Genomic DNA, 12186 nt, shown 5'->3' with positions numbered 1-12186 from the left:
GCCGGCGGCCGGCCGGCCGCGTCCACCCCCGCCGTCGTCGCCACCGGCGCCTCGATGCCCGCCGCGGCGAGCCCGTCCGGCGCGGTCTTCGCCAGCGGGACGCCGTACCGCGCCAGTCGCAGCGGCATCATCGCGTCGACGGGGGCCCGGCGGCGCCAGGCACGCCCATAGCGCGCCCGCAGCCGCGCCTGGTAGACGAGACGGTCCTGCTCCAGCTGGATGACCTGGTCGTACGAGCGCAGCTCCCACAGCTTCATCCGGCGCCACAGCCGGAAGGTGGAGGGGAAGGCGAGCAGCCAGCGGGTGAGCCGGACGCCTTCCATGTGCTTGTCGGCCGTGATGTCGGCGATCCGGCCGATCGCGTGCCGGGCGGCCTCCACGGCCACGACGAACAGCAGCGGGATGACTGCATGCATCCCGACGCCCAGCGCATCGGGCCAGGCCGCCGCGCCGTTGAACGCGATCGTGGCGGCCGTCAGCAGCCATGCCGTCTGGCGCAGCAGCGGGAACGGAATACGGATCCAGGTGAGCAGCAGATCCAGCGCCAGCAGCACCACGATGCCGGCGTCGATGCCGATCGGGAAGACGGCCGAGAAGTTGCCGAAGCCCTTCTTCTCGGCCAGCTCGCGCACCGCCGTGTAGGAGCCGGTGAAGCCGATGGCCGCGATCAATGCCGCCCCGGCGATGACCACACCGATCAGGATGCGGTGGGTACGAGTCAACTGCGCCGTCTGCGTCGCGGACACCCGCGGTCCCTCCCCGGCTCGGCGAAATGGCGGGCCTAGCGTGGCACACCCGCCCCCCGGCGACACCGGGAGGTACCTCGGCCGTGGCCGGAGAGGGCCCGGGGGTGGCGATCGGTGCTGCGGTCAGCCGTTCGCCTTGGTGGCGGCGGCGACCGCCTCCTTGGCGGCGGCCTGGGCGTCCTTCAGCAGGTCGGCGCCCTTCGGGGTGTCGGCGCCGGCCAGGCCCGCCCCGTTGTAGTTGATCGTGACGACGATGTTGGACGTACGGGCAACGATCGTCGTGTTCTTGAACGTGTTGCCCTCCTTCTTCGCGTCGTACGTGATCGCGGTCGCCTCGTCGCCGGTGCCGGAGGTCTTGACCGTCGTCAGCTTCTTGGCGCCCGAGACGCCCTTCGCATCGGCGACCTGCTTGGTGTAGAACTCCGTGGCGCGCTTCTCGCCCGAGCCGACGCCGGGGTCCGAGTCGTAGCGCTGGTAGCCGATGTCCAGCCAGCGGAACTGGGTGCCGTCGACACCGTTCTCGTCGGAGCTGTTCCACGAGCAGGTGCCGTGCGCGGAGTTGTCCGTGGACTTGCCCTGCTCGCCGGACGCGTCCTTCACCTTGGGCAGCATCTTCTTGATGGTGCCCTTGGAGAACGCCTCACAGGGGTTCGGCAGCTTCTTGAACTTCGCGGCCGCGACGGTCGGCGACGGCTTGACCGAGCCGCTGGAGCTGGCGGAGGAGGAGGCGTCACCGGAGCTGTCGCTGTTCGAGCCGGAGCAGCCGGCGACGAGCAGCACCGGTACTGCTGCGCAGGTGAGAAGGCTGGCGAGTCGCTTGGCTGAACGGTGCATGGTTCCTTCGCTGTTCGTCGTCGTCGGGTCGGCGTGGCGCGGCCATGGGGGTGGCCGCGGGCTCGCCGCCCTGCCTCGCGTACGGGGCAGGGCTAGACGGCACGGTACGCGGCGCGGCGGGGTGGGTGGCCGGTTCGTGTCGACAAGAACGACGTGCAAATCGGGCGTTCGGCGCTTCTTTCCGGAGTCGCCCAATCCGCTCTATCGGGACTATTCGCTGAGGCTGTCGACCAGCTCGCCGGCCAGCGAACGGGCCTTGTCCTGCAGTTCCTGGCTGTCCGGCAACATCGACTTGTCCGTGGACCACTGGTCATAAGTGATCGTCACGATGACGTTCGACGTGCGAAAGACCACAGTCACATCACGGTGCACACCGGAGTCCGCAGTGATCAATCTGTCATTGAGGAACGCCGCATCCCCGAGGCCGTCCAGGACGCGCGGGGCGGTGGAGCCGCTCGGGTCCGTACTCGGGTCCGCGCTCGGGTCGGACGACCCCGACGGGCTCCCGGACGCCGCCGCCCCCTTCTTGCCGGACGTGCCCGGCTTGGCCGGGGTGTTCGCCTGGGCGTCCGCGCCGGCCCCCTTGCCCTTCGAGGCAGAGGGTGTCGGTGCGGTGGGCGAGGAGGAGCCGGTGCCGCCGGGCGGAATCTGTGCGGCCAGCTCCTTGCTGTCGTAGATCCCCTGCGCCTTGTCGTCGTCGCTCACGGCGGCGTCGTACGAGACCACGCGCTGGATGTCGAGGCTCAGATGGCGGGTGCCCGCGGTGGTCTCGCGGGTCCAGCGGCAGCCGACCCGGCGATCGGTGTCGTAGGTGATGTCGGCCTGGCCGCCGTAGAGCTTCTCGGCCTCGGTGCGCGACAGGTGCTGGCCGTCGCCGGGCAGCATGCCGCGCACGGTGCCGCGCGCGGGCAGTCCGCAGGCTTCCGGGAGGGTCTGATAGCGGCCCGGTTCGGCGGCCTGGCTCGCGGTGGCGGCGTCACCGCTCTTCGCGTCGGCTCCACCACCGTCGGTGCCGGAGCCGCCGGTGCAGCCGGTGAGGCCGACGGCCAGCGCCGCGGCCGCAACCCATGCGGCACCGGGTACGAACGGCTTACGTGGCATCGTTCGCGGCTCCTTCCCCTACGAAATGTGGTTGCCGCCGAGTGGCGGCCGGTGGACACAATGTCTATCGCACGTCTTGCCGCGCACGCCGGTCCACCGTCCAAGATCGGATATCTTGTCCGGCTTTTGCGTTTTTCATAAATTCGGGGGAATGAGGAAGTTATGTCGTATGTCGAAGTGCCTGGTGCGCAGGTACCGATCCGGATGTGGACGGACCCGGCCACGGTAGAGGGCGTCGCGATGCAGCAGCTGCGCAATGTCGCCACCCTGCCGTGGATCCAGGGCCTGGCCGTGATGCCCGATGTGCATTACGGCAAGGGCGCCACCGTCGGCTCGGTGATCGCGATGCGCGGTGCGGTCTGCCCGGCCGCGGTCGGTGTCGACATCGGCTGCGGAATGAGCGCGGTGAAGACCTCGCTCACCGCCAACGACCTGCCCGGTGATCTTTCCCGGCTCCGCTCGAAGATCGAGCAGGCGATCCCGGTGGGCCGGGGGATGCACGACGCCCCGGTCGACCCCGGAGCGCTGCACGGCTTCCCGACGGCGGGGTGGGGGGACTTCTGGGCGCGGTTCGACGGGGTCGCCGAAGCCGTCAAATTCCGTCAGGAACGTGCCACGAAGCAGATGGGTTCGCTGGGGTCCGGCAACCACTTCATCGAGTTCTGTCTCGATGACAACGGCGCGGTGTGGCTGATGCTGCACTCCGGCTCCCGGAACATCGGCAAGGAGCTGGCCGAGTTCCACATGGGACAGGCCCAGAAGCTGCCGCACAACCAGGGCCTGGTCGACCGCGACCTCGCCGTCTTCATCGCGGACACCCCGCCGATGGCGGCGTACCGCAACGACCTGTTCTGGGCGCAGGAGTACGCCAAGCACAACCGGGCCGTGATGATGGCGCTCTTCCAGGACGTCATCCGCAAGGAGTTCAAGAAGGCCAGGCCGACGTTCGAGCCGGTGATCTCCTGCCACCACAACTATGTGGCGGAGGAGCGCTACGACGGTATGGACCTGCTGGTGACCCGTAAGGGCGCGATCCGGGCCGGCAGCGGCGAGTACGGCATCATCCCGGGCTCGATGGGCACCGGCTCGTACATCGTCAAGGGCCTCGGAAATGCCGCCTCCTTCAACTCCGCCTCGCACGGCGCCGGCCGCAAGATGAGCCGGAACGCCGCGAAGAAGCGGTTCTCCACCAAGGACCTGGAGGAGCAGACGCGGGGCGTGGAGTGCCGTAAGGACTCCGGGGTGGTGGACGAGATCCCGGGCGCCTACAAGCCGATCGAGAAGGTCATCGATCAGCAGCGGGACCTGGTCGAGGTCGTCGCCAAGCTCAAGCAGGTCGTCTGCGTGAAGGGCTGAGCGCAGCACTCCACGGCGTGCGCATCCGGTGGCACACGGCGCAGATGTTCCGCGGTGAGGCGCGCGTACCGGGGTCGCGCATACCGGAGCACGTCTGACTGCGCACGGGCACACCCCGGCCCCTCGCCCGCCTGCGCCGTCGCCACCCTGACCCTCAAACTGCCTGTGGAATACGGAAGTCGGCGGACGTCCCGGGTCAGCGACCCGGCGATAGCAGAGCCAGCGGACGGGTGAGCGGGACGGACAGCCCTTCGAGGGCCTTCGGCGCGGCCGGGTGCGCGAACCGTCGCGGCTCGGCGGGCGCATCGCTGTCGCACATCGCCTTCGCCGCGAAGGCCCCGGTCGCGGCGTCGATCGGCCCCGGCTTGATGTGACCCGTCGCGTCGATCTGCTGGTACTTGGCCCGGTTGAGCCCGAACGTCATCTGGCGCTTGCCGTCGGGCGTCGAGTACGTCACCGTCTCGGCGCCCCACACCGAGCCGGTGTGTCCCCAGAAGCGCCCGCACCCAGTGTCGACCGCGGCGATGCCGAGGCCGTAGTGCATCAGCAGATTGCCCTCTCCGTCCTTGGCCTCGACGGTGGTCTGCATCTGGCGGAGTTCGGCGGGGGCGAGCAGTTCGCCGGTCAGCAGCGCCCTGTAGAAGTCGTTCATGTCCTCCATCGTCGCGACCAGCGCCCCGGCGGTACCGGCCCAGGACATGTCGTACGTGCTGTAGTCACGGGCCGGGCTGATCAGTCCGTAGAAGGATTCGTACATCTTGGAATGCGGCCCGGATATCCGTGCGGAGGTCGGGAAGTTGGTGTGCTTCAGCCCGGCCTTGCGGATGACCTTGCGGGTGATGTACTCCTGCGGATCCTCGCCGGTGACCTTCTGCAGCAGCATTCCCGCGATGACGTAATTGGCGTTGGCGTAGGACCACTTCTCGCCGGGCTTGCCCGTCGGTTCCGCCTGCAGGCCCAAGCGTGCGAGCTCCTCAGGGGCGAAGTGGCGGTAACGGTTGGCGTCGATGCGCGCTGGTGTGGACGCTCGTCGCGCTGTTCGTGCTGGTGGCGCCCCGGGAGGCGCTCGTCTCCGTGGTGATCGTGGTCGCCTGCTCCTCGCGGGCGGGCTGTTCTTCCTCCTCATGCTGAAATTCGACCGCGAGGCGCTGGAGACCGAGCCGTGAGACGTGAGCGCCTTCAAGCACTGACTCGGAGGCAACCGCGGTACTGCCACCAGGGGCACCGGCTCGTGCATCGTTAAGGGCTGAGCGAAGGGTTCGGTGAAGGGCGGCGCGGCGCGGTGGGCGCCGTGCAGCCCTTTGCGCGTCTGCGGGCCGCTGTCCTGGTGTGGCGCTGGATCAGGTACTCGGCGGCGATCAGGTTGAGGACGAGGGCTGTCCAGGAGGTGGTGCCGGCGATGTCGTGGGCGGCGGCCAGCGGGTTGCCGGCGTACGAGACGGGGTCGGAGAGCTGGGCCGCCACGAGGTGTTCGACCAGGGGCTGGATCAGGCGTGAGGTGATGGCGACGAGGGTGAGGGAGTAGTTGCGGATCATCCACACCCTGTGGTCGGCGTAGCGGCGCTGCCGCGCGGCGCGGTAGCCGGCGATACCGGTGAGGAACCAGAGGACGTCGAGGACCCCTAGGGACAGCTGGTTGCTGAGTCCCAGGGGGGTGAAGTAGACGACGGGGATGCCGACCAGGGCCGAGGGGAAGACGCCGGCGAAGAAGTAGGCGCGGCCCGTCCAGCGGTGGGCGGCCGGGTGGCGGCGGCGCAGCCAGGGCCAGGACTGGGCGAGGCCGGTGAGCACGGCGATGGCGGTGGTGAAGATGTGCGCCACCAGGAGGGCGAAGTGCAGGTCGCTGCGCGGCGGGATGCGGCTGGTGTGCAGGTCGGGCGGCACGTAGGCGGTCAGGGCCTGGCAGGTGACGAGCACGGTTGCCGCGGTGAGGGGGAGCAGCCAGGCGGCGGTGCGCAGGCGGCGGTCCCGGTGCGTGGTGGAGGGCATGCGTCCACTGTCGCGGGGGGAACGGGCCGGGACACGGGGCCCGGACACCCGGTTGGGGGTGTACCCAGGCTCCGTGTTCCGGAGGGTGGTTGTGCCGGCGGGCGGGGCCCGCAGGGTGCCTCAAGTGGTGCGGTGGACCTTGGAGTTGGAGGCCTGGGCGCGGGGGCGGACCACCAGGAGGTCGATATTGACGTGGGCGGGGCGGGTGATCGCCCAGGTGATGGTGTCGGCGACATCCTCCGCGCTGAGCGGATGGTCCACGCCCTCGTAGACCTTGGCGGCCTTGGCGGTGTCACCGCGGAAGCGGGTGGTGGCGAACTCGTCGGTCTTGACCATGCCCGGGGCGACCTCGATGACGCGCACCGGCTCGCCGCACAGCTCCAGGCGGAGGGTTTCGGCGATGACATGCGCGCCGTGCTTGGCGGCGACATAGCCGCCGCCGCCTTCGTAGGTGCCGTGGCCCGCGGTGGAGGAGAGCACGACGACGGTGCCGTCGCCGGAGGCGGTGAGCGCGGGCAGCAGCGCCTGCGTCATATGGAGCACACCGAGCACATTGACCTCGTACATGGCGCGCCAGTCGGCGGGGTCGCCGGTGGCGACCGGTTCGGCGCCGAGGGCGCCGCCGGCGTTGTTGACCAGTACGTCGATGGAGGGGTAGCGGTCGAGGGAGGCCGCGAAGGCGTCGACGGCGGCGCGGTCGGTGACGTCGAGTGCACAGGCCTCGGCGTGCGGGAGTTCGGCGGCGAGCGCCTCGATGCGGTCCTTGCGGCGGGCGGTGAGCACCACGTGGTAGCCGGCCGCGGCCAGCGCTCGTGCGGTGGCGGCGCCGATGCCGCTGCTCGCTCCGGTGACGACGGCGGTACGGGCCTCGGCGGTCATGGCGCTCTCCTCGCGGCGATGGGGGTCCCCTCCTCGTCATGAGCCGGGGAGGGTGCTGCGCGGCCAGGATATGCAGGCGTGGTCAGCGGCTTCGGGGGGCGTACATGATCACTGCCATACCGGCCAGGCAGATCAGTGCGCCGATGACGTCCCAGCGGTCGGGGCGGTAGCTGTCGGCGACCATGCCCCAGGCCAGCGATCCGGCGACGAAGACACCGCCGTATGCGGCGAGGATGCGGCCGAATTCGGCGTCCGGCTGGAGCGTGGCGACAAAGCCGTACACGCCGAGCGCGAGCACCCCGGCGCCGATCCAGACCCAGCCCCTGTGCTCGCGGACCCCCTGCCAGACGAGCCAGGCGCCACCGATTTCGAAGAGGGCGGCGACGACGAAGAGGGCGGCGGAGCGGGCGATCAGCATGGGGAAAGCGTAAGGAGGGTCGGCGGCCGCCCGCCCGGGTGCGGGGCCGGGCCGCGGTCTCGTGGTGGGTGTCAGTGGGGTGTGAGAGCTTCGGGGACATGCTGATCGAACGGGCTTACGTGGACCTTCCGGAGGGCGAGGGGACGGCCGAGGACGGCTGGCCCTGGACGGTGCCGTGTGTGCGCCAGCTGGCCGAGGAGGGGCTGACGTTCCGCGCTCCGGTCACTTTTCTGGTGGGGGAGAACGGTTCGGGGAAGTCGACGCTGGCCGAGGCGCTGGCGGAGGGGTTCGGGCTGGATTCGTACGGCGGCTCCGCCGGCTACAAGTACGCCGGCTCGCGGGAGGCGTCGCTGCTCGGCGGTCTGATGCGGTTCGATCCGACGCGGGAGGGGCGCCGGATGGTGCGCGGGCCGCGGGTCCGTCGGCGGGGGTTCTTCCTGCGGGCCGAGACGGCGCTGGATGCGCTGGGCCGGGAGCGGCAGTCGCAGCGGCTGTCCCAGGCCCCGGACGGCATGAGCCACGGGGAGGGCTTCTTGATGGCCTTCCGGGAGCGGTTCGCGCAGCGGGGGCTGTATGTGATGGACGAGCCGGAGGCGGCGCTGTCCTTCTCCTCCTGTCTTGAACTGGTCGGGCTGATGGACGAGTTGGGGAGCGGCGGCGCACAGATCATCTGCGCCACGCACTCCCCGCTGCTGACGGCGCTGCCCGGCGCCGAGATCGTTGAGGTCGGTGAGCACGGGATGCGCTCGGTGGAGTGGGCGGAGCTGGGGCTGGTCGACCACTGGCGGCGCTATCTCAGCGATCCGCGGGCGTATCTGCGGCATGTGCTCCCGGGGTGAGCGCGGTGAGCGCGGTGATCGGGGTGGTGGGCAGGGAGGCGCCCGCGGGCTGCGCCCCGGTCCAGTGGATGAGCGCGGTGCGTAGCGCCGCGGCGCGCTCGGCGGGGGCGGTGGCGTCGGTGGCCCAGGCGATATAGCCGTCAGGGCGTATGAGGAGCGCGGTGCGGCGGTCGCTCTGCCAGCAGGCGGTGCGGACGCGGTCGTCGGCGGGGCGGAGGGGGGCTCCCTTGCTCGTCGGAGCGTGCGGGACGGTGGGTTCGTCGGCGGGGGTGAGGAGGACGAACGTGCCCCGGCGGAGGAGTTCATAGAGGCGGCTGCCGTCGGCCAGGCGGAAGTCGGGGGCGCGGCGGCCGGCCAGCGGGTGGGCGCCGGGCCCGGCGGGGTAGGCGATACCGATGCCGGAGAGGGTGAGGATCGCGCGCCGGGACAGCGGCCGTACGCGGTTCACGACCTGGGCGGCGAGCGCGCGGACGGCGTGTCCGGGCTTGGTGTGCAGCAGGGCGAGCCGGATGATGGCGCCGCTGCTGCGCAGCACCATCCTGCCCACCGGGTGGCGCTCGCTCTGGTAGGTGTCCAGCAGGGTGTCGGGGGCGTGGCCCCGGAGCACCGCGGCCAGCTTCCAGCTGAGGTTGGCGGCGTCCTGGAGGCCGGTGTTCATGCCCTGGCCGCCGGCGGGGGAGTGGACATGGGCGGCGTCGCCGGCGAGGAAGACCCGGCCGACGCGGTACTCGGGCGCCTGGCGCTCTTCGCTGTGGAAGCGGGAGATCCAGCGGGCGTCGTGCATGCCGTGGTCACTGCCGAGGGCGAGCCGGGTGAACTCGCGGACCTCGTCGAGGTCGGCGGGGACGTCGTCCGCGGGCTGATGGTGGCGGTTCCAGCCGATGACGCGGTACCAGCCGTCGCCGAACGAGCCGATCAGGGCGAACGCGTCATCGTTGGCGTTCACGACGAAGGGGGAGTCGGGCTCCTGGGCCAGCCGGACATCGGCGAGCACCACGGAACGGATCACGGACCTGCCGGGGAAGGGCTGGCCGATGGCCTCGCGGACGGTGCTGCGGACGCCGTCCGTGCCGACGACGTAGGCGGCGCGGGCGCTGCCGGTGCCCTCGGCGTCGCGCAGGCGCACCGTGACGCCCTCCGCGTCCTGAGCGAGGCCGAGCACCTCGGAGTCGTACCGGAAGGTGACGCCGGCCTGCCGGGCCCGTCGCTCCAGCAGCCGCTCGACCTCGAACTGAGGGGTGACCAGCACGAACGGGAAGCGGGAGGGGAGCTGGGTCGGATCGAGGGTGGCCTGCCCGAAGAGGCGCAGGCCGGATATCGGATGGCCGCCGGCGACCAGCTCATCGGCGAGACCGCGGGCGTCCAGCTGCTCCAGGGTGCGGGCATGCACGACCAGGGCGCGGGTGAGGTTGCTGGTGGCGTCGTTGCGGCGCTCCAGGAGCGTGACGCCGAAGCCGGCCTCGGCGAGGTCTCCGGCGAGCAGCAGGCCGGTGGGGCCGGCGCCCACGACGATGACGTCCGTATCGCGGGCCTTGTGCGCCTTGGAGGTGCTGGTGGCCTTGCCGGGTCCGGTGCCACTGTCGCCCGTCTTGCGGTTCATGCCGTTCATGCCGTTCATGACTTCCGCCTCCCCTGCCAACGCATGTTGGTCAACGCTTGTTGGCAAGCGTAGGGCGGCCGCGCCTGGCGTGTCAACAGTCGTTGGCCTACAGTTGTTGACATGCCCGAACACGCTCCCTCCGCCGCCGATACCGCGCCCGATGCCGACCCCGCGCGCCCCCGCCGCTCCGCCGCGACCCGGGCCGCGATCCTGGCCGCCGCCAGGGACCGCTTCGCCGCGGACGGCTATGAACGCGCCACCATCCGCGCCATCGCCAAGGACGCGCGCATCGACCCGTCGATGGTGATGCGCTACTACGGCAACAAGGAGGGCCTCTTCGCGGCCGCCTCCGAGATCGATCTGCGCGCCCCGGACCTCTCCCGTGTGCCGCGCGAAGAGCTCGGCGCCCGGCTCGTACGCCATTTCCTGGAGCGCTGGGAGTGCGACGAGACCCTGACGGCGATGATGCGCGTCGGCGTCACCAATGAGGCGGGCGCCGAGCGGATGCGCGGTGTGTTCGCCGAACAGATGGGGCCGGTCCTCGCCGCGGTCAGCCCGGTGCCCGAGGAGGCACCGACCCGCGCCGCCCTGATCGCCTCGCAGATCCTCGGCATGGCGCTGTGCCGCTACGTCCTGCACCTCCCGCCGGCCGTCGGCCTCAGCCATGACGAGGTCGTCGCCTGGCTGGCGCCCACCGTCCAGCGCTATCTGACGGCGGAACAGCCCTGAGATCCGCGGGCGCGGAACAGCCCTGAGCTCGCGGGTGCGGAACAGCCCTGAGCTCGCGGGCGCGGCCGCGGGCTCAGCGTGCGTACGCGGTCGGCGGGACCCCGACCGTCGCGGTGACATCGCGGATCAGATGCGCCTGATCGCTGTAGCCCAGCTCGGCGGCGAGCGCGGGCCAGTCGACCTCCCCGCCGGACGCGGCGCGCTCCAGTGCCTCATGGACCCGGTAGCGCAGCAGCACCCACTTGGGGCTGACCCCGACATACCCGGCGAACAGCCGCTGCAGCGCCCGTACCGACAGGCCCTCGGCCCGTGCGAAGTCCGCGACGCGGCGGATCGTACGGTCCGTGCGGATCCGGTCGGCCAGCCCCATGGCGAGATCGGCCTGGGCGAGGATCCGCGGCTCGGCCCGTAGGAGCGGCGTCAGAAAGGCGTCCAGTGCGGCCACCCGGGCGTCCTCGTCGTCCGGGCCCAGCACGGCGGCCGCGGCGCCGGCCCCGGCGGGCGCCACGTCAACACCCCCGAAGACCGTGGCCAGCGGCAGCCGGCGGTCCGTCCAGTCCGTGACCGGCCGCTCCGGGGCGAACGGCCGGAACCCGCCGGGCCGGAACTGCACCCCGCACACCCGGCCGCGCCCCACCAGCTTCTGCGAGAACAGCTCCAGCCCCACGCCCGCGACCTCGCCGAACGCGGGACGGTCGGCGTACCGCTGGAGGACGAGGTTCACGCACGGGTGCGGGACGACATGCGTGGCGTACGGCTCGGACAGGTCCCAGTCGATCAGCCAGTAGTGCTCGACGTACGGACGCAGCGGCGCGGCGGGGGTGCGGCGGCGAAACCGCACCCGGGTGAAGAGCTCGGGGGCGTCGACGATGCCCCGGGTGTCGCGCCGTGGAGCGGCCATGTCCTGGATCCTAGGGCCTGTCCGATGGGTCATGGCCGGGCCCGCGGCGCTCGCAACGGCTCCGGACTGTCGCATTTCTTCAAGCCGCCGCCGGATCGCCGCCCGTAGCGTCATCGGCATGACAGACGCACCTGACATCACGGACGAAACGCCCACGGCTGCGCCGATCAGCGCGCTCCTGGAGGCCGCGTCACAGGCGGCGCTCCCCGTACTGCGCGGGGTGCGCGACGACCAACTGGAGCGGCCGACGCCATGCGCCGAATACGACGTGCGGGCGCTGCTCAACCACCTCTTCCATGTGGTCGTCGCCTTCCGGTCGCTGGCCGCCAAAAAGGACGCGGACTTCAGCCACACCCCGGACCGGCTCGGCGAATACGGGGCACGGTGGCCCGACCGGTTCGCGGACGAGGCGGCGCGGCTGGCCGAGGCCTGGGCGGCGCCCGGTGCCGAGGAGGGCCTCAGCGGCGGGATGCAACTGCCGGCGCGGACCGTCGGGGCGATGGTGCTGCTGGATCTGACGGTGCACACCTGGGACGTGGCGCGGGCGACCGGCCAGGCGTATGCGCCGGCCGCGGAGTGCCTGCCCGAGCTGCGGGCGCTGGTCGCACGGATGGCGCCGACGGCCCGGAAGATGAACGTCTTCGCCGAACCGGTCCCCGTACCGCCGGGCGCCCTGGACCTCGACGTCCTGCTGGCGGAGACGGGGCGCGACCCGCACTGGGCCGGCTGACGGCAGCCGGCCCGCCGGGCCCGGCCTCAGGCCCCGGCGCCGCCCCGCGGCGACGGCACCCGCT

At 71.3% G+C, this 12186-nt stretch carries 13 protein-coding genes; 4 read left to right on the top strand and 9 right to left on the bottom strand.

What is annotated here, in order from left to right; genetic code table 11:
- The 3 genes from DY245_RS36585 to DY245_RS36575 form a co-directional block, all read right to left on the bottom strand.
- The coding region (locus DY245_RS36585; protein ID WP_128511406.1) for a DUF2637 domain-containing protein at positions 1-746 on the bottom strand (746 nt) is incomplete at its 3' end.
- 123 nt (positions 747-869) lie between these two features.
- On the bottom strand, positions 870-1580 hold the full coding sequence (locus DY245_RS36580; RefSeq protein ID WP_128511405.1) for a DUF3558 family protein: 711 nt from the start codon (positions 1578-1580) through the stop codon (positions 870-872).
- A 210-nt stretch (positions 1581-1790) separates the two neighbouring features.
- Positions 1791-2681: a hypothetical protein gene (locus tag DY245_RS36575; protein ID WP_128511404.1), complete on the bottom strand. Its 891-nt coding sequence runs from the start codon at positions 2679-2681 to the stop codon at positions 1791-1793.
- 162 nt (positions 2682-2843) lie between these two features.
- Between DY245_RS36575 and DY245_RS36570 the strand changes: the two genes are divergently transcribed.
- Positions 2844-4037, top strand: coding sequence for an RtcB family protein (locus tag DY245_RS36570; protein ID WP_128511403.1), 1194 nt, complete (start codon positions 2844-2846; stop codon positions 4035-4037).
- A gap of 196 nt (positions 4038-4233) precedes the next feature.
- On the opposite strand, the gene DY245_RS36565 is transcribed toward DY245_RS36570, so the two are convergent.
- The 4 genes from DY245_RS36565 to DY245_RS36550 form a co-directional block, all read right to left on the bottom strand.
- On the bottom strand, positions 4234-5163 hold the full coding sequence (locus tag DY245_RS36565) for a serine hydrolase domain-containing protein (RefSeq protein ID WP_425329489.1): 930 nt from the start codon (positions 5161-5163) through the stop codon (positions 4234-4236).
- A gap of 113 nt (positions 5164-5276) precedes the next feature.
- Entirely contained in the window at positions 5277-6026 is a 750-nt protein-coding gene (locus tag DY245_RS36560) for a DUF2306 domain-containing protein (protein WP_128511402.1), read from the bottom strand.
- Between the two features lie 120 nt (positions 6027-6146).
- Positions 6147-6905, bottom strand: a complete 759-nt coding sequence (locus DY245_RS36555; RefSeq protein WP_128511401.1) for an SDR family NAD(P)-dependent oxidoreductase — start codon at positions 6903-6905, stop codon at positions 6147-6149.
- 82 nt (positions 6906-6987) lie between these two features.
- On the bottom strand, positions 6988-7323 hold the full coding sequence (locus DY245_RS36550) for a YnfA family protein (RefSeq protein WP_128511400.1): 336 nt from the start codon (positions 7321-7323) through the stop codon (positions 6988-6990).
- 98 nt (positions 7324-7421) lie between these two features.
- Between DY245_RS36550 and DY245_RS36545 the strand changes: the two genes are divergently transcribed.
- On the top strand, positions 7422-8162 hold the full coding sequence (locus DY245_RS36545; RefSeq protein WP_128511399.1) for an AAA family ATPase: 741 nt from the start codon (positions 7422-7424) through the stop codon (positions 8160-8162).
- Here DY245_RS36545 and DY245_RS36540 read toward each other — a convergent pair.
- The gene (locus DY245_RS36540; RefSeq protein WP_128511407.1) at positions 8119-9771 is read right to left on the bottom strand and encodes an FAD-dependent monooxygenase; all 1653 of its coding nucleotides are present in this window, start codon (positions 9769-9771) and stop codon (positions 8119-8121) included. The two genes, DY245_RS36545 and DY245_RS36540, sit on opposite strands and share 44 nt — an antisense overlap.
- Before the next feature lie 111 nt (positions 9772-9882).
- Between DY245_RS36540 and DY245_RS36535 the strand changes: the two genes are divergently transcribed.
- Complete coding sequence (locus DY245_RS36535; RefSeq protein WP_128511398.1) at positions 9883-10491, top strand: TetR/AcrR family transcriptional regulator; 609 nt, start codon at positions 9883-9885, stop codon at positions 10489-10491.
- A 73-nt stretch (positions 10492-10564) separates the two neighbouring features.
- Here the strand turns inward: DY245_RS36535 and DY245_RS36530 are convergent, their stop codons facing one another.
- Positions 10565-11392 carry a helix-turn-helix domain-containing protein gene (locus tag DY245_RS36530; protein WP_128511397.1) on the bottom strand — a complete coding sequence of 276 codons (828 nt, stop codon included), beginning with the start codon at positions 11390-11392 and terminating at the stop codon, positions 10565-10567.
- Positions 11393-11510: 118 nt separating this feature from the next.
- Here DY245_RS36530 and DY245_RS36525 point away from each other — a divergent pair, with 118 nt between their 5' ends.
- Positions 11511-12122, top strand: a complete 612-nt coding sequence (locus tag DY245_RS36525; RefSeq protein WP_128511396.1) for a TIGR03086 family metal-binding protein — start codon at positions 11511-11513, stop codon at positions 12120-12122.
- Positions 12123-12186 lie beyond the last annotated feature (64 nt).

The organism is Streptomyces inhibens, assembly GCF_003389455.1.
Taxonomy (GTDB): Bacteria; Actinomycetota; Actinomycetes; order Streptomycetales; family Streptomycetaceae; genus Streptomyces; species Streptomyces inhibens.
Note: the sequence above shows the minus strand (reverse complement) of the source record. Positions and strands in the feature narration are given on the sequence as shown.